General features: G+C 49.4%; 22 protein-coding genes. 5 read left to right on the top strand and 17 right to left on the bottom strand.

Annotated elements, in window-relative coordinates; all coding sequences use genetic code 11:
• Positions 1-114: 114 nt before the first annotated feature.
• The 9 genes from FD37_RS03405 to FD37_RS03365 form a co-directional block, all read right to left on the bottom strand.
• Positions 115-927 (bottom strand): DUF2399 domain-containing protein, encoded by an 813-nt coding sequence (locus FD37_RS03405; protein ID WP_056963461.1) that lies wholly within the window; start codon positions 925-927, stop codon positions 115-117.
• Positions 920-4,060, bottom strand: coding sequence for an SbcC/MukB-like Walker B domain-containing protein (locus FD37_RS13110; RefSeq protein WP_056963459.1), 3,141 nt, complete (start codon positions 4,058-4,060; stop codon positions 920-922). Before FD37_RS13110 ends, FD37_RS03405 begins: the two co-directional genes overlap by 8 nt.
• Positions 4,053-5,078, bottom strand: coding sequence for a metal-sensitive transcriptional regulator (locus FD37_RS03395; RefSeq protein ID WP_082605107.1), 1,026 nt, complete (start codon positions 5,076-5,078; stop codon positions 4,053-4,055). The genes FD37_RS13110 and FD37_RS03395 overlap by 8 nt, the downstream gene beginning before the upstream one ends.
• Positions 5,078-6,580 (bottom strand): hypothetical protein, encoded by a 1,503-nt coding sequence (locus FD37_RS03390; protein ID WP_056963516.1) that lies wholly within the window; start codon positions 6,578-6,580, stop codon positions 5,078-5,080. Before FD37_RS03390 ends, FD37_RS03395 begins: the two co-directional genes overlap by 1 nt.
• Before the next feature lie 871 nt (positions 6,581-7,451).
• Positions 7,452-8,147 (bottom strand): DUF3658 domain-containing protein, encoded by a 696-nt coding sequence (locus FD37_RS03385; RefSeq protein WP_056963457.1) that lies wholly within the window; start codon positions 8,145-8,147, stop codon positions 7,452-7,454.
• A 194-nt stretch (positions 8,148-8,341) separates the two neighbouring features.
• Positions 8,342-8,809, bottom strand: coding sequence for a flavodoxin (locus tag FD37_RS03380; protein ID WP_056963455.1), 468 nt, complete (start codon positions 8,807-8,809; stop codon positions 8,342-8,344).
• A 48-nt stretch (positions 8,810-8,857) separates the two neighbouring features.
• Complete coding sequence (locus FD37_RS03375) at positions 8,858-9,739, bottom strand: LysR family transcriptional regulator (RefSeq protein ID WP_056963453.1); 882 nt, start codon at positions 9,737-9,739, stop codon at positions 8,858-8,860.
• 143 nt (positions 9,740-9,882) lie between these two features.
• On the bottom strand, positions 9,883-10,479 hold the full coding sequence (locus tag FD37_RS03370; protein WP_056963451.1) for an NAD(P)H-binding protein: 597 nt from the start codon (positions 10,477-10,479) through the stop codon (positions 9,883-9,885).
• A 15-nt stretch (positions 10,480-10,494) separates the two neighbouring features.
• The gene (locus tag FD37_RS03365; protein WP_056963449.1) at positions 10,495-11,532 is read right to left on the bottom strand and encodes a zinc-dependent alcohol dehydrogenase family protein; all 1,038 of its coding nucleotides are present in this window, start codon (positions 11,530-11,532) and stop codon (positions 10,495-10,497) included.
• A 215-nt stretch (positions 11,533-11,747) separates the two neighbouring features.
• Between FD37_RS03365 and xerS the strand changes: the two genes are divergently transcribed.
• On the top strand, positions 11,748-12,812 hold the full coding sequence (xerS, locus tag FD37_RS03360; RefSeq protein WP_056963447.1) for a tyrosine recombinase XerS: 1,065 nt from the start codon (positions 11,748-11,750) through the stop codon (positions 12,810-12,812).
• Between the two features lie 482 nt (positions 12,813-13,294).
• On the opposite strand, the gene FD37_RS03355 is transcribed toward xerS, so the two are convergent.
• Positions 13,295-14,161, bottom strand: coding sequence for a hypothetical protein (locus FD37_RS03355; protein WP_056963445.1), 867 nt, complete (start codon positions 14,159-14,161; stop codon positions 13,295-13,297).
• Between the two features lie 44 nt (positions 14,162-14,205).
• Between FD37_RS03355 and FD37_RS03350 the strand changes: the two genes are divergently transcribed.
• On the top strand, positions 14,206-15,093 hold the full coding sequence (locus FD37_RS03350; protein WP_056963443.1) for a hypothetical protein: 888 nt from the start codon (positions 14,206-14,208) through the stop codon (positions 15,091-15,093).
• Positions 15,094-15,120: 27 nt separating this feature from the next.
• Here the strand turns inward: FD37_RS03350 and FD37_RS12755 are convergent, their stop codons facing one another.
• Entirely contained in the window at positions 15,121-16,431 is a 1,311-nt protein-coding gene (locus FD37_RS12755; RefSeq protein WP_147007654.1) for a PDDEXK family nuclease, read from the bottom strand.
• Between the two features lie 283 nt (positions 16,432-16,714).
• Between FD37_RS12755 and FD37_RS13210 the strand changes: the two genes are divergently transcribed.
• Positions 16,715-16,876 (top strand): GNAT family N-acetyltransferase, encoded by a 162-nt coding sequence (locus tag FD37_RS13210; protein ID WP_147007653.1) that lies wholly within the window; start codon positions 16,715-16,717, stop codon positions 16,874-16,876.
• Positions 16,877-17,289: 413 nt separating this feature from the next.
• The gene (locus FD37_RS03335) at positions 17,290-18,579 is read left to right on the top strand and encodes a replication-associated recombination protein A (RefSeq protein ID WP_056963437.1); all 1,290 of its coding nucleotides are present in this window, start codon (positions 17,290-17,292) and stop codon (positions 18,577-18,579) included.
• A gap of 161 nt (positions 18,580-18,740) precedes the next feature.
• On the opposite strand, the gene FD37_RS03330 is transcribed toward FD37_RS03335, so the two are convergent.
• From FD37_RS03330 to FD37_RS03305, 6 genes are all read right to left on the bottom strand, one after another.
• Positions 18,741-19,595: an aldo/keto reductase gene (locus FD37_RS03330; protein WP_056963434.1), complete on the bottom strand. Its 855-nt coding sequence runs from the start codon at positions 19,593-19,595 to the stop codon at positions 18,741-18,743.
• A 17-nt stretch (positions 19,596-19,612) separates the two neighbouring features.
• A complete protein-coding gene (locus FD37_RS03325; RefSeq protein WP_056963432.1) occupies positions 19,613-20,215 on the bottom strand; it encodes an NAD(P)H-binding protein in 603 nt (200 codons plus the stop codon).
• A gap of 1 nt (position 20,216) precedes the next feature.
• Positions 20,217-20,657 (bottom strand): nuclear transport factor 2 family protein, encoded by a 441-nt coding sequence (locus FD37_RS03320; protein ID WP_225436286.1) that lies wholly within the window; start codon positions 20,655-20,657, stop codon positions 20,217-20,219.
• A gap of 123 nt (positions 20,658-20,780) precedes the next feature.
• Positions 20,781-22,235 carry an MFS transporter gene (locus FD37_RS03315; protein WP_056963428.1) on the bottom strand — a complete coding sequence of 485 codons (1,455 nt, stop codon included), beginning with the start codon at positions 22,233-22,235 and terminating at the stop codon, positions 20,781-20,783.
• A gap of 13 nt (positions 22,236-22,248) precedes the next feature.
• The gene (locus FD37_RS03310) at positions 22,249-22,626 is read right to left on the bottom strand and encodes a nuclear transport factor 2 family protein (RefSeq protein WP_056963426.1); all 378 of its coding nucleotides are present in this window, start codon (positions 22,624-22,626) and stop codon (positions 22,249-22,251) included.
• Positions 22,627-22,806: 180 nt separating this feature from the next.
• On the bottom strand, positions 22,807-23,391 hold the full coding sequence (locus FD37_RS03305; protein WP_056963424.1) for a TetR/AcrR family transcriptional regulator: 585 nt from the start codon (positions 23,389-23,391) through the stop codon (positions 22,807-22,809).
• A gap of 362 nt (positions 23,392-23,753) precedes the next feature.
• Here FD37_RS03305 and FD37_RS03300 point away from each other — a divergent pair, with 362 nt between their 5' ends.
• On the top strand, positions 23,754-24,653 hold the full coding sequence (locus tag FD37_RS03300; protein WP_056963422.1) for a LysR family transcriptional regulator: 900 nt from the start codon (positions 23,754-23,756) through the stop codon (positions 24,651-24,653).
• Positions 24,654-24,723: the final 70 nt, after the last annotated feature.

Genomic DNA, 24,723 nt, shown 5'->3' with positions numbered 1-24,723 from the left:
CGCCTAAATTCAAAATGGACGACAACTATTGGCTTTAGCATCCAATAATTGTCGTCCATTTTAGAATTGTTTTGACTCAGTGATGGTTAACCCATCACGTTACCAATTAATATGTTATTCGCGTAACCACCGCTCAATCTTCGCCTCGTACGCGGTGATCAACTGTTCCTGTTCCACAAAGTTCCCCAGCGTGTGAATGACGCGCAGTTCTTCGCGCAGTAGTGGCGTTTGAACGGTGACCTGCCGGGTCCGGCGAGCGTCCGTGTGTCCCTCACCATACAACGTTAGCCATTCGACCACTTGCTGGGGTGCTTGGAGGGTAAACAAGTCGTCGGCCGCGACCTGCGGCAACAATCCTTGAACTCGATCGGCAATCTGAATGCCGGGGCTGTCCAGGTCTCCCAGATACGTGACGGTCAACCCGCGGGCGACTAACTGAGGCAAAAGTTGGCAATATGCGGCGTTAAAGTTGTTCCCCGCCTGGTCAATCAACGGCCACGTGGGATGGCGGTGATTGAGCCAAACGAATACCCCGTTATTTTCTAGGATCACGGCCTTGGTCGCAATGAGGGGGATGGTCGCCATCGCTGCGACCTGCCAAGGATTTAGCGTGACCGGTTGCGGCAAATTAGTCTGAAAGACGTTTGCACTGACGAAGGCGGTCCCCACCAATTGCGCGGTGAGTTCTCGCATGGGATGTGTGACGAGACAGTTGGCCAGCACCCACTGGTAATAACGATAAACGGCCGGATTTTCCTGGGGGTCGCTTAACGTATGCGCCGTGAACCCAGCGTCAACGCTCTGCTGCCCTCGGGGTGGCAATTCCTGGTCCGCCGCAATCGCGTCAAACAAGGGCGTGAGGTTCGCGGCATTTTCCGGTGCCGGTTGGCCGGTCGCTTGCTGGTAAGCCGCCTGGTAATCAATCATCGGGCTTGACCTGCCAAACCAGTGCCGGGCGGACCACGTTAGGGTGGAACTGGCCGTCGTTTTTCTGAGTGGGCGCCAACACGTCGTACGCGATATTTTCGACCCCATCCGCCAAGACCTTGTTTTGCGCCCCACTTGGCATGGTCGCAATAAAGTTGAACCCGAAATGGTCAATGGTCCGCGCGAACGACTTGGCGGTTTCGGGATCGAGTTTATCGGCAAATTCGTCAAACATCACCAGGTGTGGCACGTCGGCTTGCCGGGAGCGTTGGAGAATCATCTTAGGAACCAACAGTAGCGGTAGGACCATGGCTTGCGCCTTTTCCGCCCCGGAACCGCCGGATTGAACGAACTTATCATCGACCTCTTCAAAGTCGTCGACGGGACTTTGGCGGCGGTGAATCCAGATCTTAAACGCCGACCATTGCCGAATATCGAGCAATTGGTAAGCCTCGTCCATGAACTTTGCATCGTCGTTGTCGATGGCCACCTCGTTAGCCAACCGCTCGAGCCGGCGTAGAATCTCGGCTGACAGTGCGGGACGTTTCGTTAAGTGCGCATCGCAGGCCTCGTCGATTACCTGCTGGTCGACGTCGACTGGCGCCAGGGACACCTTGAGCCGGATTTCCTGGTCACTTTGGGTCCCCTTCGCTAGCATCTCGTTATAGCTGGTAATCAAACGGTACTGATCTGCAATCTGGTGAATGGCGGCCCCGAGATAGGTCTTCTGGGCGATATCGTTTCCCGAGGCCGACTGGTCCAGCGCGTTGGCCACGGCGGCTTCATCGTCCGCGAGGAGGGTCTGGGCTTGCTTAAGGTCAAACGCCACCACTCGAAACCCGAGGTCGCCTAATGGAACAGCTCGTTGCTGGCGCATAGCACTGGCAATCGCGGAGTGCCCCCGTTCCTCGAAGATGGTGTCCAAGGCGTACCGGTCGAGACCGTTCTCGTCGTTGCGGTGGATCAACCGCCCAATCTGATCGGTCAAGTCGCTATACCCGTGACTATTCAGTTCGCTACCGTGACTATGGGTAAACGCTAGTGCGGCGGTCAAATTGGTCAAGGCCACGTCCGTAGGAAAATATGGAGTCAGGTCATGCAACCCCGCGTGTCCATCTTGGACGAGCTGGTCTAGTTGCTGGGTGACCGTTTCGCGTTGGGTGGCATTGGAATCTAGGTTGGCCTGGTGCGTCGCCTGCTGGGCGCCCACTTTTTGTTCCTGATGGCGATATTTTTGCACGTCCGTCCGCGCTTGCGCCAGCTTATCGTCGATTTGCGGGTCTAAAACGAGCTGGTCAAGTTGGGCCTGGCGTTGCGTCACCTGTGCTTGCGTGGTGGTCACGTCAAAGTCAGCGAAATCCGTAGTTAACACGGTTTTAGTCGCCGTGACCTGCTGCTGCGCGTTTTGTAGTTGAATGGCCAGCTGGTCAAGTTGGGCTTGGAGCTGAGCAAATTGAGTGACCAGGTCGCTTAACGTGTGGGCCACCGTTTTAAGGGTCCCCAATAGCTGATCATCGGTCAAATAGGCCTTTAAATCTGGGTTCTCGTGAATCAAGGCGATACGTTGCTGTTCCAGCTGGTTGAACCGGGCACTCATCTTGGCCGACCCAGCCTGATGGACGGCCAAGTTATCCGTATGCAGGCCCTCACGAAACCGGCCGAATACTGGATTTTGCACCCGTTGGTCGATGCGGTCGTCCAGGTCGTGGCGCATGTCCGTGACGATCTTAACGTCCTCGTTAACGTGTTGCTGGCTAGTTTGAATTTCGTGGACCTGTATGATGAGCCGGTCCATCTTGCGCAGGTAGTGTTTCAGGGTCCGACTTAGTTCGGCGGTGTCGGTCACCGTCATCACGTCTAGTAGCATCGGCATTCCCGCCGTTTTGGCCGCTAGCTGGGCCTGCAGTGGTCGCAACTGTTCCTGGCGCAAGGCGACTTGCTGTTGGGTAATAGCCGTTCGCTGTTGCGTAAACTCGGCCAGAATTTGTTGCTGCTGGGCGAGTTGTTGCCCCAGTCGTTGATACCGCGTGATTCGGTCCGTTAATAAACTGATTTCATTTTTTAAGCCCTGCCGGCGGGCCTTCAGGTCTTCTTGAACGGCCTTCTCCTGGACGTATTGACTGACCGCACTTTCGGCCTTTGCCAGTAGCGGCGTCAGTTGCGCCAACGTTTGTTGTGCCGCAGTGAGACCCTGTTGTTCGGTCGTTTGAATCTGCTTGAGCTGGTCGAGTTGCTGACTAGTGGTCGTATACGGCTCCAGGACTACCTCTTTGAACCGGTTCAAGTTACGCCAAAAGATTTCCTTTTTGAGGCGGTCGAGCCGGTCCTGGGCGCGGACGATACGCTCGTGCAATCCGTTCATCTGGTTGAGCTCCCGTTGGGTCGCCGCGACGTTCTCAATCACCTGACGATCGATACCTTCCTGGGCGTTCTTCAGGGCATTTTGAATCGGGGTAAAGCGGGCGTTACCGGCCGTCAAGATTGGGGAAGCCAGTAGCCGGTAGGCCGTGGCTAATTGGTTCAGATTTTCAATGCGCGTAAAGCCATAAACGTATTCGGCCGCATAGTTACGATAGCCTTCCACCTGCGTGAACACCTTGAAGTGCTGACCCAGTTGCTGGTTAGCGGCGATAAAGGCGTCTTTTTCCAGACTTTGCCCTTCGGCATCGGTGGTTACCAATTGAATGGGTGCCTGCTCTATCGGGACACTGGCGATGAACCACCAGGTCGGTTTGCGGCGGTCCCCGACCGTCCGGTGTGCACCTAAGCCCATGACGACTTGGCGGGTCGCCGATTCCAGCACCATGTATCTGTACCCAGTCCGAACCTTCATGGCGCCGCTGCCCCATCCCAGGAGCATACTGTCGAAGTTGCGGGATTCGCGCGAACTGTTCCGGGCACTGCCCGCCTTATCTAGCCGGTCGGTCCCTTTGGCGGGATTAAAGGATGGCGTGGCGATTGACCCATCGATCAGCATTGGGAAAAAGCAGTTAGCCAACGTGGTCTTCCCCACGGCGTTTTCCCCGACTAACGTGAGGTTCCCCCGCTTGGAGGCAACGAGATCTAGCTTAGGGTACTTGTTAAAGTTACGAAGATGAAAACTAACGGGATGTAACGTGGTCATTTCATTCATGATGGGATTCCTCCTCGGGGGTGGTTTTAGCTAGAAAACGTTGCGCAATGGGCGTAGCGACGACAAACGTGTCCCGAACAGTTACTAAACCCAATTCTGCTAGGGCTTGTTTGACCAGCGTGGGGCTGATAGTTGCGTCGGGAAACAAAACGGCGGTAACCTGTTTGATTTTGGCCATCAACTTGGCCGCAGGCAGCCCCACCTCACCAATTTGACGGGCAACGGCAATGGCTACCACCGTGGGTTTCGCCCGACTAGGCGTGCGGGTTCGATCCAAAAGTAAGGCGTAATCGTCCCCGCACTCCAGGTCGAACCGGCCTAATTCGGCCCACTGCTGCGCTAGTTCGGTACGATGCTCCTGCAGCGTCTGCCAGAGCTGCGGGGACGTGGTCGCCCGACTCAACGACCGCTTGATCAGTAAGGCTCGGTTCAGCCGTTGCAGGCGCGTTAACGGTGGTGTGGCCGCTTTAGTCGCCAGGCGGGTCACGAGCGCTTGGGCGATGCGATTAAAGTCGGGATCAACGTTCCAGTATTCAATCACCTCTTGGTCCTGATCGAGGGGCACGTACTCCGGCGTATCCGGGGTAAACAACTGAAATCGGTCCACAAACAGCTGGGTGATTCGGCGGTGGATTTCCCGTTCATCCAGTTGGGGCACTTCGCTGTGGACCTGCCGCACGATGGTTTGCGTGAGGACGGACCGGTCGGCGCGGTTCCCCTGTAATTCCGGCACGTTGATCACCGCCTTTAGGGTGGCTAACAGGATGTGGACCGTTTCGGCATCTTCCTTGGGTGGCCCTACCAGCCAGACCAGATTTTCCTGATAATTCTCCGGGATGGTGCCGACCAATTCTTGCAGAAAATGGTTCACGTGTTGCTGGACGACGGTCTTCTTCAACGCTTTAACGGCATTGACTGTTGCTTTGGGTGTTTGGGCGGTTAAGGTACTGGTGAAGAGATTGCGGTCAATCAGCTGATTGACAATGTCTCGTTCGGCACCGCGTAAATGTGTCACCATTAGTCACTGACCTCCTGACTAGCAAACGTGATGGTAAATCCACTGGGTAATTGCACGCTAAAGGCTTCTCCGGCGTAGTGCAACCAGACGGGGTGGCTGTTGGGCAAGGCGGTCACCGCCGTTACCGGCCGCCCGAACGGCGCGAAGCTTTGGTAATGGTCGTAGCCGGTGGCGCTATACAACCGGACGATTTCGTCACGCGCTAAGACCGTTTGAAACTCCAGGTCGTGACCGACTCTACCATGGGTGGCGTCGGTCATCACTAACCGTTGAAATTCGGCTAACCCTTGTTGACGGTGGTCGGTCGTCACGTCAACGGGGGCCACCGTGGGATTGTCCGCGGCCGTTGCCACCGGACGCTGCTGCCGGGTGGCCAAGTACTTGACCGGTCCCATCGTCGTGGCGTTTAACAGGTCCGCGGTATCGGAGACTAATCGGTCTTGCGCCAGATGTTTAGGAATTGCCCGCGGAATCGTGAGGGTGTCGTAACGGGCCAGTAAGGTATCGATTTGGCTGGTCAACTCCCGGATGTCGATGGTCTGATCCTGAATGTGGTCGTACGCCCGCCCCAGTAGCTGAATCGCGCTGAGAATCGTTTGAAAGACCGTGTAAATGGAATCGTAGCTACTGTCGATGGCACTGGCGGTGGGCTCAAAGCTCGCCGAGAGTCGTTGTAAATGGGCCTGGACGTACTGGCCGTCTTGTTGCAGTTGTAAGGTAAGCGCCGTTTGGTCGTTGAGCGCGCGGTTGACGTCTAGGCTATCTTGCCCTTGGCGACTACGCGCGACTTGCTCGAAAAACGTGGTTGAGTTCGCCATGGCCTGCAGTAAGGGGCCCTGGGTCATTAGGCGTTCAAACGCGGGGATGGCCTTGTGGTGGAGCATCTGTTGGAGGTGTTGGGCGGCGTCACTACCGTGATTAAAGGCCAGATCGTTGGCGAGGTCGTCGAGGTCCTCGTCAAGCTTGTGCATCCCCTTCATCACGTCAGTGTAGGCTGATAAGAGACTATTAAAGTCGTTATACAACCGGGTCGACGTACTGTCCTGAACGGGCTGACCTAATTGTTGCACTAGGGCACAATATTCATCGATGCGGGCAATGTTGGCTGTGACGGTACTCTCGGCATCTAGGACCTTAGGCATCAATGTCAGGTATTCGATGCCTTGACTGGTAATGCGGTACACGGGCGCCTGTTGTAAGTGAAAGGCCCCACTTTTCATCTTCATGCGGACTTTCCGCGGCGATACTTCGATGAGGCGGGCCGTTTCGCTCAGCTCACTCAAGACGTTTTTTAAAATCGCGTCCGTGAGCGGCTTCTCATCGGTGTCTAAATAATTAGCGTTGTAGTGTTGACTGAGATAGTTAAAGGTTTGGGGTTCACCGGTGTGGTCCCCGTAAAGAATCGTTAAGATGAACCAACCTGCTAGCGGATGATCACGACTGTGGCCCAAATTAACGGCCGCTAAAAGGTGTTTCAATTCTGGTTGCATGGTCATGGCGATAAGCAATCACCGATCCTTTCTGTTCTGACTGACCATCAGTATACCGTTTTTGTAAAGTTAGGTTAGCTAATTTCAAGGTGTAAGTAGCACTACTGGCTAATTTAATGGTTTTAGTTAACTTTTAATCCCCCACCTAAGTGTCATTAAGCACTTTACAAATAGGACGTTTTCCCCCTTAGTTTTGTTAAATCACCGTATATTTCCCTTAATCAGCGTTCACGAAGCGGGTGATTAAGAACCTTGTATCCTTAAATCCGTAGAAATAATTTTGTCGGTCAGAGCCATTAATGATTCCTGTTATCGGAATCAAGGCTTCACCATTCGTTGCGGTGAATGATCTAAATCAGGTCACGTGAGGAAACCATTTTCACTTGGCGGCTCGCCACCGTTACGCTAGAAAAACCACGGTGGTCCCCAAATTTTCAATCCTTAAGATAGGTCCGAAAATCGTTCAGCAAAAATTGTTTTCCGTAATTGAAAGTGCCGATACATTTTAAATGAACACTAGATTTTCCAGATTATTCCGTTTCTTCTCTCTTTTGATTAAACTAGCAAAATTAAGTTATCTGCGTTATTTATAGTGAGGATTGGTCAAACAAGCGATTGGTTACGGAGAAATCAACGGTTTAAGATTTCACAGTTCCATGACTTTGTCACGTATTTCTATAATAGCCAAGTTTGTTAACTAACCGTACAAACCGCGTCATCAGTGCCACCAACAAGACATCTATTTCATGAATTGGCCATCTCTAATAAAAATGGACATGGCAGTTTCGGTCATTTCTCGAGGCCTTGGTGTTCATGCGCTAATTAAAACCGGTGGTTCCCATCTCTCGGAGCCACCGGCTTTTTACAAAAATAAAACGATATTTTACCGCGACAACTGATCCAACCGATACAAATACCACCAGTCGGGAACGCCAATGGGGTACTGCCCCAACGTCTCGCCCACGATTCGAATCGGTGACCAATTTTGACCAGCCGGTCGCACTAACAGGTCGTCATAGAAGGCTTCAGCGACCCCGATGAGGTGGCCGTTGACCGTGGCTCTGACCGGTGCGTTCTCCGCCAACAGATTCGCCCACACGTACTCGTAGACTTGGCGGTCGGCTAACGACACGTCCTTGGTCGTGGGTAAATATTGGGGAATCTCGTCAACACCAATTTCGCCGAGGCTCGCCCATTCCCGAAAGCCCAAGGTTTCGCCGATTTTCGGTGCCGTCATGGGCACCTTTACCTGGGACAATTGATTGAAGTGGCCCTTGAGTTGGTCGCACAGCCAGTAAAAGCCGCTCAAATCATCGGGCGTTTCACTCCACCAGACGCGCAGTGGGTCCCCCGCCGCGATGGCCGCTTGAACTTCCTTAATTTTCTGGATGCTGTCGCTAAAATAATCCGTGCTTGTCGCGTCCTGGTCGTACTGGGCCTTTAAGCTCCAAAAGGGCGCCTGGGCGTTTTCAAACCGATGTAAGTCCCCCAGCTGGAGGTCTAAGGGCAAACCAATGACGGGTCGGTTCAGGGCTTGGGCGAGATTGCTCGCGAAACTTTCGTTAAACGTGATTTCCATGAGGTAACATCCTTTCAAGGTCAGTGGTATTCCCATTATCGCGTAACCGGTTACACCTGACAAGCCTAATTGCTGAGTACGTGCCCGCAAAAAACGCCCGCCATTCCGCCGAATGGACGAGCTTTTTTCAAGCTTAAACAATCTCAATTGACAACGGATTTTCGGCATTCGATGAACCGCGTTAGCCCAGCCGCCTACCCCGTAACGGTGCGGACCCAAGCGGCTAGCTGGTCTGCGGATTGACCGTGGAACTCGAGTCCGGGTTTCACGGTCGCCTGGTTCACCAGACTGGCAAAGTCTTGTTCATATTGGCCGGCGGTCCCCGCGTCGGTGTAGAACGGCGCGACGGTGCCCGTGTACGTGGCTAAATCCGTTAGTAGGCGCCGCACCGGCGTGGCGACCATCGCACTCCAAACGGGGCCACCAATTAGAATCGTGGTGTATTGCTTAAAATCGGGCAATGCATTAGTTAACGGCGGCAATGCTCCCGTACTGAGCTGGTCCTTCGCGATGTCCGAAGTCGCAAACATATCGCTTGAGAAGGTCTGGCTGGCAACTGTGAGTTCAACGACGTCCGCAGTGACGCTCTTTGCAAGCGCTTGGGCCGCCCGTTTGGTCGTGCCGGACCAGGAGTAGTACATAATCAGTGTTTTATTAGCCATGAAGCATCTCTCCCTTGAGAATCAATCGAAATTGAACGATAATTCAACTTATACAAAATTTCGTTTTAACATTTCCGCAAAGCTTTCGATATAGTACCCCGAATTGTCGGCCTTCCAGTAGGCGTAATAATTCTGCCGTAGTGGACGCCCGCCCTTAACTAACGGAATCAACTTAACGATGGCGTGATCCAGCTGGACTTGCGTTCGGCGGTTGGTAATCAAATAGCCCTGGTTGGCCGCAATCAACATTTGGGCCTCATCGTAGGTCTGGGCCGGGACAAAGTCGCTCTGAACGCCCAAGATCTCTCGGTAGTACGCCTCTTCCGCCGGCGCTGGTTGCGGGTCGGTGCCAAGCAGGATGCAAGGTAAGTCGGCTAGGTCAGTACTTTCGATTTGGTCAGTCGTGACGGGAAGTCCCCGGTTGACCGCTACCATGAAGTCACTGTCCGTCAAAAATTCATTTTGGTACTCGTTAGACAGTGCCCGGCGCTGATCGGCGAAATTCAAGTCGATTTGGCCGGTCCTTAACAACTCGTAAAGGCCCTCGTGGGTGCCACTCGTGATGGTGACCTTGACCTGCGGGAAGGCTTGGGTAAACTGCGCCACCGTCTGAAGAAATTCGGTGGCGCCAAAACTCCGCAGATAACCAATGCGTAAGTTAACGGTGTCTGGCTGGGCAATTTTGACGGTCTGACTCACTAGTTGGTCCACGTCGGCCAAGATGGCTTGGCTGTGCGTGTAAAAATACTGTCCCGCTGCCGTGATCTCAAAGCTGCGCCCCTGCCGCGTCAACAACTGAACACCCAGCCGGTTCTCCAATTCCTTCATTTGCTGCGAGATGGCGGATTGGGAAATATGACAGTCGACGGCCGCCTGAGTAAAACTATGATTTTTAACGATGGCGATAAAGTATTGCATTTGTTGGAACATCGCAGTCACCTCAAGCTGTTTTCTTTCTATTATAGCAATCTTTGTCATCGGCACATCATGCGGCAAGGTTCCCGGACACTGGTTAAACGGCCCCTAAAATAACCCCCTAAATGGCATTAACGTCCAAATTTAGGAGGCAACTGTTATTTCGTATTCAATCCCACACTGTCGTGGGCGTAGTAGCCATCATCTGCGATGGCTCGTTTAACAAAGTCGGCAATGGAGCTCACCGACACGTCATGACCGCCAAAGGGCTCGCCCTTCCGCGTGATGTCATAATTAACGGGACCGCTGGTGAACCAGCCCGGCCGAATCACAGTGTAGGTCAAGTCCGAGGCCTCCACCACGTCGGCGGCTTCCCGATATGGCCGTAAGACATCGTTATGGCTCAGGTTCCCGTTACTGCCCACGGAAACGGGAATTTCGTTGTAGATGCCCATCGAGGTGATAAACAGCAAGCGTGAGACCAGGTTACGGTCCATCGCCGCAACGATTTTGCGGGCAAATTGACCTAACGGGCCGCTCAACGCGACAAAGACGGCTTCTTGGTTGACCAACGCCCGGTCTAAGTCGGCATCGTTGGTCACATCCCCGGCGATCACCGTTTCTCGGTCACTGGGTTGGAGCCGGCCAGTGCTTCTGGCAAACAGGGTCAAGTGGTCATCCGTTTCGTTCAAGAGGGTTTGGCGCACGGCGCCGCCAATGGTTCCCGTGGCGCCAATGATCAAGACATTTTTCATCAGAGGAGCTCCTTTTTAATCACTAATCACTAACAACGACTTAATCGCCTGCCGGTGGTCCATGGCTTCATAGGCCGCTTGGACTTGGTCCAGGGTGAAACGTTGCGTGAAGACCTTCCCGGGATGGATGTCGCCCTTAAGGACGGCGTCTAGTAAAATCTTCCGGTCATCGGACGTGACGGACGCAATGCCGCCCCGCAGCCCAATGTTCTTCCAGAACAAGTTGTTGGTATTCATTTCCGGCTTCTGGGGGACGCCCACGCGCCCGACAACGGCCCCGGGGCGGCCAACCTTGACGGCAGTGTCGACGGACTGTTCCGTTCCCACACATTCGAGGACCGCATCGGCGCCAGCGCCGGTCAAGGCCATGACCTTGGCGACGGCTTCGTCCCCGCGTTCGGCGATGATGTCCGTGGCCCCAAATTCCTTGGCTAAGGCTTGTCGGTCGGCGTGGCGGCTCATCGCAATGATGCGCTTGGCGCCCAACAATTTCGCCGCAATTACGCCACACAGGCCCACGGCCCCGTCGCCCAGCACGACGACGGTGTCATCTGGTTTGACCTCAGCGCTGGCCGCGGCGTGATAACCGGTCGCCATGACATCGGCGAGGGTTAAAAGGTTGTTGAGCATCTCATCGGAGTAATCAGAGGGTTGCCCGGGAATCTTGACGAGCGCCCAGTTGGCGTTGGTGAAACGCAGGTATTCACCCTGGTAGCCGCCATTGCCCCCAGCTTCTTGGTTTAAACAATCGCCGTCAAAGCCCGCCAAACAAGCGGCACAGTGACCACAACCGTGGGTGAAGGGCGCAATCACGAAGTCGCCGACTTGCACGTCCTTGACGTCCGCCCCCACGGCATCGACAATTCCGATGGCTTCGTGACCGGTGGTTGAGCCGGCTTCGCGCTGGGAAATACCGCGGTACCACCACAAATCGGAGCCGCAGACACAGGCCCGTACGATCCTGATGATGGCATCCGTGGGCTTTTGAAGCTCGGGTTTCGCGTAATCCTTGACGACCATTTTGCCGGGTGCCATAAACGTTGCTGCTTTCATCTTAAAATCTCCTTCACTGCTATTTGGGTATTAGCCTAATTGATAAGTCTTAGTTTACGCGCCCATCGTCAACTGACCAATTCCGAATAAGTTGGTTATTCATTAGTTTTACTTATGGAACGCTCCTTGCTTGCGATTAGGGAACTTTGGTTGTCATCCCCGCCGGTTTCTTGGTATCATAAAGCCATTAGAACAAACGTTTGGAGGCCCGGTTCATGGAAAAACAACACTACTTAAAATTGATCGATGAAGAACTGGCCACCGCGCCCTGGTTCGTCCAAGAATACTACCAGGCCAAGGCCACGATTCCCCTGTCACCGGCCACGCTGTACCAGTACCTCACGGAGTTTCGCCGCTTCTTTACCTGGCTGATTCAAGAAGGCCTGACGCCGGCTACCCAACCGGCCGACATTCAGCTCGACGTCCTGGCCCATTTAAAAAAGGAGACCGTGGAGTTATACAAGTCCGCCCTGTTGAACCAGACCAAGGCCAACGGCGCCCCGGGGAGTCGGTCACATCCGACCATCAACCGGTCGCTAAACGCCCTCTCGTCGCTGTTCAAGTACCTGACCGAGGACACGGAAGACGAGCACGGCGAGGCCTACTTCGACCGCAATGTGATGCACAAGATCGCCCTGGTGCGGACCAACGAGACCTACGCCACCCGGGCGGCCAACCTCAAGACCAAGCTGATGCTGGGCAATACCGACCACGATTACCTGGCCTTCATCGACGAGACCTATGAGTCCCGGTTGACCCCGACCCAAAAACGCTACTTTCGACGCGACAAGGTCCGCGATTTAGCCATCAACGCCCTCTTATTGGGCAGCGGTCTGCGGGTCTCGGAGGCCGCCAACGCCGATTTGCGGCATTTAAACTTGAAGACCAGCACAATCGGCGTGATTCGTAAGGGTGGCCAACGCGATACGGTGCCGATTGCCCCCTGGACCATGCCCTATATTCAGGCCTACGTAGACCAGCGTACAGCTTTGTATCACGCGGCCCCCGGCGACCGGGCCTTGTTTTTGACCATCTACCGCGGTCAGGCGTCCCGGATGCAGGCTAACACCATCGAAAAAATGGTCGCCAAGTATTCGGCGGCCTTCAAGGTCCGTATCACGCCCCATAAGCTGCGGCACACGCTGGCGTCCAAGCTCTACCTGGCCACTAAGAACGAGCAACTCGTGGCCACCCAGCTGGGGCAAAATTCGACCAGTGCGACCGGGCTGTACACCCACATGATCGATGAGGAGCAGCGGGATGGGTTGAAGAAACTGTAAGGCAAGATTAAAAATAAGTAAAAATTATTGATCACCTTTGTTTAAAGAGAAGCCATAAAGTGGACCCTCTAAAGACTAAACAAGAAGTTTAACCTTAGGAGCCATTTTGAAAAGATTTCTGTGCCTTTTGCCGTTTCAGATATTGATTCTGTTGTTTCAACTAAGAAGGTGTGAAGGGAATCTATGAAGACAATTAAACTTCTCAAAGCAACAGAATTCTTGTCCAAGAGTCTACTTTAGAGTACAACCACATTACTATAATTGTATTCTAAAGTAGACTGATATACAGTTTGAACCATTGTTTTACAAGATATGCCAACAGGTAGTTAGTACGCCTTCAATTTAGAAGAAAGCAAGGATGGTCGTTATAGAGGGACTCCAGATGAATATACTACTGCTTTCTTTATAAGGTGTTTGTATATGCCTCTGTACCTATTATTAGACGACAAAAACAACTATTTTATTCGGTATAGAAAAAGCCTCTAATTATAAAAGGTAATGTACTTACACAAACAGCCAGGCCGTGCATTGAAAGGAATAGCATTCCAATTAAAACTGGGCAACATGAAGCTTATCAGCACACACACTGCTAAAAAGTACCATACCTCTATAATTATAGAAAATATAATTTTTTCTTTGGTAAAATATATTATCCAAGTCCCTAAGAAAACACTTGGAAGAGCAAAGACTAAGGCACATGAGTAATAAGTCATATTAGTAAAAGTTGTTGATACAAACGCCAATATAATAAAGAGGGTAGCTAATACTATGTAAATGATTGAATTTCTGCATTTAATTTTTGCTTTCTTTTCTTCTGAACTTAGGCTAAATGCGTATTCTTTTATACTTTCTTGGGACCAATCAGTACCTTTAAATATTTCCATAAATTTTTGTCCCTTGTCACTAAATGAAACTGAATACAGTGCGATCGAGCTTATATAGTTATCAGAAATCTCCCTCCTACTTGTCCCCATAATTTCACATTTGCTACGATCCCAATCATACTTCAATAATAATCTTAAATACTCCTTGACTATTTTGCTTTTTTCAATGTTATCTTCTATGTTATTTATAGCGTTTTTTATATGTTGATCTCTCATAAAAAAAGAACGTTTGCTTTTTTCGGCGTGATATGGATTAATATTACCCAAAATTTGTTGGTAATCTCCATTACTTAAAAGGCTATCTTTAACAGCAATTTTTCTAAGTTTCTTTCTCCATTCTTGCCTATTTTGGCTTATATTTTCCGAACTAATGTCTTGTCTCTTTACTCGCATTGCTGATGAATAACCTATTAACGCTACTATTAGTGCCCCGACCACTGTAAATAAAGTATTACTAAGCTCCACTCATTATCATTCCCTTCAAAAATATGTCGGAGGTTGTATTTTCAATGTCATTTAAAAATTTAAAGTTCTGGTTTGTCTTTGTAATCATAGTTATCATAACACCACTACTATTACTTAGTGTTTTCCCTGGTAGTCGTTACCCAGGTGAATGGTTAGGATTTCTAGGAGGATATTTAGGTGCAATTATCGCTATTGGGGGAGTTTATTGGCAAGTATCGGATCAAAGAAAGCAAGATACTAACAGTGTCCGACCGAAGTTCAGTATTCTATACCTTCAATCGTTAAATGTCGATGAAAAGGTATACACTAGTAATAATTGGGGCAAGTGGTTGGTGTCTGGTCCAAAGGGGAAAATAACTAAGGCAACATTATTAACAAAGAAAGACGAAAATGGTCAAGAAATGAAGGGCTTAGAGTTCAATGATAAATTACGATATAATCCACAGCTATTAGGAATAGAAAATATTTCAAGACATGACGCATATACCTGTTTACTTGAATTAGAATATTGTAATGGCCCTCTTACAGATCATTATTTAAAGCAAGGTATTACCATTAATGATGCTTTATTAAAAAAACTAAAGGACGAACGCCACATAGAAAAAATTATTCTTGCTGCTATTAATCCTAGAGAACGTGCCATCGTCGTACCTGTTCCTGCTTTATATAAAAAACATTTTATGCTAATTTCTGTCAAGATGACCTATGAAACTGAAATGGCCGAAATTAATAATCTTTCTTTTCAAGTCGAAAAGGAGAATTCAACTGAACTAGATCAATTACCAAACTATAGTTTTAGTTGTTCCCAAGTCGACTTTATTAAAAAACGCAAAGCTTATATTTCCCCCAGCTTTGCAATAGTTAAACATTCAAATAAGGAAATTAAGTACCTAAATCCTATTTATTATAAAGATGTTGTCAACCACTTCTAGTGCATTTATAAAATTCTCAAAACTAGTTTAAATATATTGCTCAATTAACTTAGACATTATTTCATTTATTCTTTTATATTCATCGAAACTAATGCGAATAAGTGGTATGCCATTGTCCGCAGCCCACTTATTTTTAATTTCATCATTAACTTTACGTTTATTAAAAGCTGATTCACCACCAAAAAAATCAATTGGCTTGTAATGCTGTTGCCCATCAAATTCAACTAGGAATTTATTAGCTATAAAGAAATCGAAGGGAAGTTGAGATTTATTCCTACAATCGTTAAATCTTTTTTGTGCTTCATACCTGATATTGTTGTTAATTAAGAATTCTTCTATAGCTTTTTCGCCAGTTGACCGTTTGCACTTGGGACATCCATGCCCCTTTCTAAAAGTGAAAGCATTTACCAACCAAGTATAACCACATTTGTTATGCCTTACCTTCACCTTTATAGTTGCCTTCATGTAATCACTTAAAAGCGTGTATTCGTTGCCATACAATTGTTTAATATCTTGAGAATATTCTATCGGATCAAGTTTCATTAGCTCTGACATTTTTTTACTCAGACATTTAGGACACTGTGCTCCACGTAAAAATTGACCGGGATTTACTTGCCAGATAGTACCACATGAATCATGTTTGACCGTAACCAAATTCTGACATCCAATATATTTACTTTGAACCGTAAAACCGGGCCTAATATCTTTTGCTTGTTTTTGATATGATTCATTATTTTGACCATGTTTTTTTCGATTACATTGCGGACAGCGAGTTCCATTAAAAAGTTTATTGGGCTGTACTGACCAAATGTAGCCGCATTTATTATGAATACAAGTTTGCTTGACCATAACTCCTATAAATTTGTTTGGAAAAGTATATTCGTCTCCGACGATATTCCTCATTCTTTTGCGAAATTCTTCGTCGGATTGTCGCAATATATTAGCACGTTTTTTAGTTCCAGCTTCCTTAGAACATTTAGGACATCTGCTACCTGTATAGAAATGATTTGGGGTTACTTTATATTCGTATTTGCAAAAATTATGCCTACACATAATTTTAACTGACGCCTTTTTATATTCTTCAATAAAGGTGTACTCATCACCCACTAGTTTAAAAACCCTTTCTCGAAATTTTTCATTGGTCACCTTATTGCAATTTCGACATTCACTGCCATTTAAAAAACCATTCGGTGTAATTTCATATTCGAAACCACAGAGATTATGCCGACATTTAATTTTTTTACCAGAACCTGCATACTTTTCTAAGAAGGTATATTCATCCCCTCTTAACTTTTTTATGCGACACAGGAACTCTTCATTACTTATCCTTGCTCCCATAAAGCCTCTCTTTATAATTAATCATATTTTTAATTTAACTTATAAATTATACCACAATGAGTTAGCTTAGCTATTAAAACTTGGTACTCTGGATACAAAATTCTCCAGATTGTTTATCATAAACCATTTGGAACACCACCAATAGCCCCGGACCAATCCGCCTTAAAAGTCCGGCAGCTTACGAGCAACATTATCCCGATCCCGCGGGTAGTCAATTGGTCGCCGTGCAGGGCACCCAAGTCCTGGGGATGATTTCTTGGAACCCCCGGTCGCCCTCCCGTCAATGCACCGTACCTGGAATATCGGCATTGGTGTGGCCCAAAATATGCAGCAGCAAGGCGTCGGTGGTCAACTGATGGCCGCTTTAAAAGCGGAAGCTCGTCGGCAAGGCATCCACCGCATCGAGCTAAACGTTCTGGCTACCAAGATGCTATGGCTAACTTAAAGCTAAGTCATGGTGAGACAGTTCTTCGGCTTCAGCTTCGCCAACGTTTAGGGTTAGATTAACCGCGGGCCCAAAATAAAAAGGATCGCCTGAATGCCGATTTCAGGCGATCTTTTATCTATTTAGTGCCAGCATGCCAACTTAGTTTGTCTGGCCGCAACGTCCCGAACGAGTTACCCATTTTGTTTTTCAAAACCGGCTTTAATCTCAGGGTCCTGTAATTCCTGTTTTAAAAAGTCATCAAATTTAACGTTGACCATCTAATTACCTCGCTTTAATGGTTATTTCCATGGCGCCAGCTTAACCCTTCATTTTCCCCTGCCCAAGCGAGCCAAAATAAAATCAAGACTGGCGGTTCGTGCTATGCTTATCCTATAACTTTAAGGTTAAGACAACCAGAAAGGAGCCTTCAATTGGCCTTCAACACCCCCTTAGCCGACCAGCTACGGCCCCAATCATTGGATCAGATGGTGGGACAACCCGCCCTCTTAGACCCCGGGCAGCCCCTGCGCCAAATCATTGACCAGCACGTCAACATTCCCTTGATTTTCTGGGGACCCCCGGGAACCGGCAAAACCAGCTTGGCCCGACTCATTGCCGCTCACAACAAGTATCCGTTCGTCGCGTTTAACGCCTCGACCGAAAACAAGGCTAAGCTCACGGACGCCATCGCCGGGTACCCCCATCAGTCGTTCGTGTTATTGATCGACGAGATTCACCGCATGACCAAGACGTTGCAGGACTTTCTCCTGCCCCACCTGGAAAACGGTCACGTGATGCTGATTGGGTCCACGACCGAGAACCCAATCATGTCCATCGTTCCGGCCATTCGCTCCCGCTGCCAGATCTTCGAATTTCAACCGCTCGACGAGGCGGCCATTAAAACCACCCTGCAGCGGGCGGTCACCACGGTTTACCAGTGGGATGACGACCAGATTGAAGTGTCCGCCCTCGATTTGATTGCCACCGCGGCTGACGGGGATCTCCGGGTGGCTTTAAACATCCTGGAGACCCTGCACGCCATCGACGGCACCAAGCTCACCGTGGCGGCCGTTCAGTACTTTGCCCGGCAACAGCATTTCAGTTACGACCGCAAGGCGACGAAGCATTACGACTACCTGGCCGCCTACTCGGACTCGATGGCCGGCTCGGATACCGACGCCGCCCTGTACTACTTGGCGGTCCTCCTCAAAAACGACGACCTGCCCTCGGTGGTCCGCCGCTTACGCGAGATTCCCTACACCTATATCGGCCTGGCCAATCCGCAGCAGGTCACGCAGATCGTGGTCGCCGCCAACCAAGCCGAAAAGGTGGGCATGCCTAAGGCCAAGTATCCGTTGATGTTTGCCACGATGCTGATGTGTATCTCGCCCAAGTCCGGGTCGTTTGATGAGACCTGGGAGCAGCTAGACCAAGATACCGAGCACCCGAACCTGCACCCGATGCCCCGTGGCCTGCGCGATATGCATTACAAACACTCGGAGGAAATCACGGGTGGCGGCTTAATCGACAGTCCCTTCCAGCAACCGCATCAGATTGCCCAGCAAAACTACATGCCCCAGGGCCTCGAAGGTCGGCAGTATTACCACCCCAAGGATAATCAGAACGAACGGAAGCTGGGCGCACAGTACTTTAAGCTTCATAAGTTTATCTATGGCAAAGACTATCGAAATTCAGACCGGAACAACTCCCCGAAATCCTGATAGTTGGGTGAATTGGTCGTGAGTTACCAGGTTAGTGACGGTTGGCTAAACGAAATTTAATAACAAAATACCTCTTTGCGTTTATTTAATGGTTACTAACCAATCAATAAACGTTAAGAGGTACTTTTAGTGAGTAGAAGTGGGGTAACCGACTAATCTACCTAATAATTAAACTTGAAACTTCCCAATTGTTTCACCGCTTCAGGATCATGAGCATTACCGAATAAACTTTGCTTTTCGTCCAGTGCAGCCATACGTTGCATCTCAGTTGCGGTCAGTTCGAAGTCGTTGATTTGAGCGTTTTCCTGAATCCGCGCAGCATGCACGGACTTAGGAATTACGACAATCTGACGTTGATTCAGCCATTTTAAAATGACCTGACCGTTGGTTTTACCGTGAGCTATCGCAATATTTTGAATTTCTGAATTGGTAAAGATGCCCCGTTGCCCTTCAGCAAACGGTCCCCAAGCTTCTGGAACAATATCGTGGTCCAGAAGCCATTGAACCCGTTGCGGTTGCTGATAAAACGGATGGAGTTCAATCTGATCAACAGCGGGCTTAATCTCGTTGTGCATCATCAGATCTTGTACCCGATCATTTTCAAAGTTGGCGACTCCTAAGGCCTTCAGGCGGCCATCGTGGTAGGCAGCTTCCATGGCCCGCCACGTACCGTAAACGTCACCCAATGGTTGATGAATCAAGTAGAGGTCCAGATAATCCAGCCCCAAGCGATCCAAGGACGCCTGAATAGCGGCCTTAGTGGCTTCTTCACCGGCGTCTTGAATCCATAATTTGGTCGTCACAAAAATCTCATCGCGCGGAATGCCACTTTCGCGAATGGCGGCGCCCACCGCGCGCTCGTTACCGTACGCAGCAGCCGTGTCAATCAGGCGATAACCTTGTTGTAGGGCCGTTAAAACGGCCTGTTTGCAGTCTTCGAAGTCGGGAATTTGGAAGACGCCAAATCCCAGTAAGGGCATTTTGAGACCATTGTTTAACGTGAGTTCATTTTTCATTGATTGTATCTCCTCTTCTATTCTGGTGTATTGATGCCGACGCTAGCTTGGTTGTCTAGAGTTGAGTCGTTGATTAAACGAATCACGTAATCCGCGATGCTCTGACGCGAAACATCGTGTCCGCCAAAGGGTTCTCCCTTTTGCGTAATTTCGTAATTGATGGGACCGTTAGTGTACCAGCCGGGACGGATGATGGTGTAGTTTAAGGACGACTGTTCGATCCGGTCAGCCGCTTGCCGGAAAGACTTCAAAATGGGATTGTGGTATGGCTCCGGTGAGTCGCCCAACCACGCCGGAATTTCTTGGTAAATGCCCATGGTGGTGATAAAAATTAGTCGGTGGACGTTGACCCGTTCCATGGACGCCACAATATGTGCGGCAAAGTTAGCCATGTCACCACTTAGTGCCACAAAGACGAAGTTCTGACCGCAAATGGCCTGATCTAGCTGCTTGTCATCTAAAGCACTTCCGGCGATGGCTGTTTCTCGCTTAGCGTCCAGATTGAGTCGGTTGGCCCGCCGGGAATAGAGGGTTAAATGGACGTCGGTTTGTGCCAACATCATTTTTCGCACGGTCCGGCCGATCGAACCGGTCGCCCCAATAATTAATCCTTTTTGCATGTTAGTGAACCTCCTCCGTATGCCAGATAAAGTTGGAATTACGTTCGGCAATATACCACTGACCATCAATCTTTTCGTACTGGTCTTGATAGCGCACGCCTTCGTTAGTGGTGACCGCTTGTCCTTGGCCGTTGGTCTTAACCAGGGTTACGTAATTGTAGGCAATACCATCCGCATGGGTAGCGTCTTTAAAACTAACGGTTTGTTGACCACTCATGTGAAAGACAGCGGAATAGTCATCCATGGAAGAACTGAAGGCGTTTAGAATGGCCTCCCGTCCGTCTAGCGTAAACGTGACCTCACCATCATTGATGATATTAACGCGACCGTTCGGAGTGAACAGCTGGACCTGCTTGTCATTTTCCTTGGTGTCCGAGTAATTAGAAAATAAATCAACAAGTTCCTTCAAAGCTAACCGATCTGCGATTTCTTGAGTATTCATAATTTGTAACTTCCCTTCTTGATGACAATGTCATTATCTCGTGAATTGAGTTCTGAAAAAATGGTCAATGATTTTGAAACCGGGACTTATGCCCCGCTTTTGATGGAAACGACGCTTATTGTTTTACCGGGGTTGTTTGGCGGGTTCTTTCCGGATGAGGTTGATAAAAATGGCTAAAATGACGAGGACCAAGCCAATCCCCATAATCAGATGCAAACCGTTGAATAAAATGGTCCGTAATTGGGGTAACAGGGTTTGAGGTAAATGACGAGCTGAGCTAGCGTCGGTCAATTGGTTCATCATCCGCGTGGTGAGCCGACCGCCGACCTGACTAGCCGTGCTTAGACTCAAAACTGCCCCAAAAATGGCGGACATAAACGTCTGGCCCAAGGTTCTAAAAAGTAAGCCGAATGTGGTTGAGACGCTAATTAAGTCTTGCCGTACACCGTCCTGTAACGACACCTGCATGGGGGTAAAGGCCAGCCCCATTCCCAGGCCGTTAAAGCCCCCACTAACCAACAACCACCAATAAGGAGCGGATTGGGTCGCCAGTGTCATGGCGACTGCTGACAATAAAACGCTAAGACTGCCTAGCATGACGATGTGTTTGTAAGGAAGCCTCTCCATAAGATGCGCCGTGTAGCGCGTTCCAATAAGCAGTAGCACGGACCCGGCAATTTGAGTCAGCCCCCCGTAAGTCGCGTTGGTTCCTAAGAGCCCTTGCGCCCACATTGGCGCGTAAACACTGTACCCGATGAAAAAGCCGTTAATTAAGAACATGATGACGTTCTGGGATTGAATCTGCCAGTTTTTTAGTAGTTCAACGGGCACTAAGGCGTGGGTTTGATGCTTTTCGACGTGATAGAAGACGCCCATGAGCACTAAACCGATGATGACCAACACCAGTGTTTGACCGATATTGGTCGCAATTGAATCACTGGCGAATAACAAGACGACCAGAGTCGCAATCAACAGGCCGGAACCTAAATAATCGAAGCGGTTTTGTGTGGCCGCACGATTCCCTTCACGGTAGGAAAATTGTAAAAGGAGTAATGAAATAATCCCGATGGGTAGGTTAATGAAAAAGACCCAGTGCCACGAGAGCGTATCGACCAACCAACCCCCAATTAGTGGTCCCACAACGGTCGATAAGGTGTAAAATGCGGTCACCCATCCCAAAGCACGTGCCCGTTCAGCTGGGTTGGCGTACAGATCGGCGTAAATGATGAACGGAATCGAGACCATTCCGCCGGCACCAATTCCCATGAAGGCTCGGGCGACGATTAACATCAGCATGCTGGTGGACAAGCCGCCGACCAACGAACTAACAATAAAAAGAATCACTGAAATCTGAAAAGTTCGTTTGTTGCCAATCGCTTCACCGACGCGTCCCCATAAGACCGTAGTTACTGCCGTTCCCAGTAAAAAAATAGAGCTGATCCAACCAATGAGTCGAATTCCGTTAAGGTCGCTGGTAATGGCCGGTAAAGCCGTATTAACGATGGTGGCGTCTAAGCCCCCCATAAAGTTCGCAATGAGTAGCGCGATGGTCGCGATGGTCATTCTTCTTTTTGTCATGTTTCCTCCTTAATTAATACATCGAGGCGTGAGCTTCAATAATTTGCCAGCCTCGTGGTCCTTTAACTAACTTGACTTGCGATTGTAGCGGCCAAGTGTTGCGGAACCCGTAAATGCGGGCATCTAGTTCGTTACGCACAATGACCTGAGCCTGATCACCCGTCACAGTAGCCTGAAACAAAACCTCCCGACTGCTAAAATAATGCATTCGGCCTAACCGAATCTGGCGTAACCACTCCGTCTTACTTTGAACTTGTCCCGTAATGTGAAAGAACTTGGCGTTCGGGGCAATGACCTGGTCCAGTAACGCTAAATTCTTGGTGAGCATCCCTTGAACCTGCTGGTGAACTACCTGAGTGACCGCTTGTTCCTCATTAAGTTGTATTGACATTTCTGATAACCTCCGTGATTTAGTTGATGGCTTTATTATGCAAGGAACCCCACGGCAAAAAAATGGGCACTCTTTTTCAAAGTGAGACATATGCCACCCTTTTGAGGAATGTGACGCATAAAACTACCAAAAAACGGTGATTATCGAGAAAAATTCGATAATCACCGTCTGAACGGCCATCTATTTAGTTAAATTTAAATACTGAGTTACCCCACCTTGCATTAACGCCGTGGCTGCTCGAATCACGTCGGCTAACGGTTCGACTCGCCCGTTGGCCACCCAAGTGGTGTAAACCTTTAGCCCCGTCTGTTCCACAAAATTCAATAAGATCTGTTTTTGCCAGTCGGCTAATTGGTTAAATTCCGGGGATTGTCCCCAGGTTTTAGTCATCACATCATTGATCATTTGTTGCCGAATACCCACGTACGACCCCACCGTACAAGTGGTAATCCGGTCGTAAGCCTCGCCTTGGCTGGCAGAATAGGTAAAAAAAGCTGCCACACTCTTGGCCAAATCACGTGGGTAGCGTAGATCAGCAATCTTGTCGAGGTAGGCCTTCGAGTACTGAGCCTGTAACTCACGGAGGAGGTCGTCCAACGTCGGATAGTAACGGTAAAACGTCTTTTTATTGATCCGTGCTAACCGTGCGAGCTCGGTCACGGTAATTTTTGAATAGTCTTTTTCACAAATGAGTTGTTTAAATGCATCGTAAATACTGGTAATCGTGCGCTGGACGCGTAAATCTTGATAGTCATTAACCTGCATTCGATTGACCTCCTAATGAACTTGTCAGGTCAATTATATAGAACGGACGGTTTGGAAGCTAGTTAAGACTCGCTGCCTGCTGTCATTAAAGGATTGTAAGCATTCTACAAATCAGAAAGTCTCGCGGTTGCGGATAGAGTTTTGACTAACTTATTATCAAACTTAAAAGTTGTTTTTGGTCCACACGGTTGGTTTGATTAGATTGAACTTTTAGTTCATAGATAGTCACACTAAGCTCTATTCAGTTTGCTGCTGTAGAGCGAATTCTATTTCATAGCACGCCATTCTAAATGAACAGTTAAGGCCTTTTGATTGGTTCGTAAAAACTTTTAGTTTACACTAAAACTATCGGAGGGATGACCATGGACATTAATCAGTTACAGACCTTTTTACGGGTCAGCGAATACGGTAGTTTTACCAAGGCTGGCGAACAAAGTTTTATCTCGGGAACCGCCGTGATGAAGCAGATCAATCGGCTAGAAAATGAATTAAACTTAAAGCTCTTTACGCGTACCGCCACGGGGGTCACGTTGACGCCCCAAGGCAAGACGTTTCAACCCTACGTGCACCAACTACTCGACCTCTTGAACACGGCGGTCGAAGAGACCCGGCGAGTGCGGACCGATGACAAGCGCGTCATCCTGCTAGGGACGTCGTTACTTCACCCGGCGGACCCCTTCATGGCCCTGTGGAAAAGAGTGGCGCCCAGCATGCCTAAGTTTCAGATTCGCCTCGTTCAGTTACAGGAGGATCTCAATTCCAGTAACCGAGAATACGCGATGCTGGGACGTAGTAGCGACTTGATGGTCGGCACCTTTGACAGTGCCACGCTCAAGCACTCATTTAGCGCCACCAAGTTAGGCGCCTACCACTTCGGCATTGCCGTCAGGAGTGACAACCCCTTGGCACAGCTGGACGAAATCACCTTCGCCGATTTAGCCCACGCAAAGGTCTTGATGGTTCCCCAGGGCGTTAGCGAAAAGAATGACCGCTTACGGCAGCAAATGCTCGCGGCCGTGCCCACGATTCAACCCGTGGAGACGACGGGCCGGTACGATATCAACACGTTCAACCAAACAGTGGAAGAAAATATTGCCATGATTTCGTTAACGCCGTGGAAAAGCATCCATCCTAACCTGGTGACGGTCCCCTTGAAGACCGATATTACGGTCGACTATGGGCTGCTGAGCACCAAGTTGCCCGGCAAAAAGACGGCTGACTTTTTGCACGACTTTATTCAAACCATTGCCGAAAAAAAGTAACACTAAAATGGGCTTGGTGTTGATTCTCAAGCTCATTTTGGGGCCTCATTTTACTTAACGATCTCCGCTC

Origin of the sequence: Levilactobacillus spicheri DSM 15429 (assembly GCF_001435095.1) — a bacterium.
Lineage (GTDB): Bacteria > Bacillota > Bacilli > Lactobacillales > Lactobacillaceae > Levilactobacillus > Levilactobacillus spicheri.
Note: the sequence above shows the minus strand (reverse complement) of the source record. Positions and strands in the feature narration are given on the sequence as shown.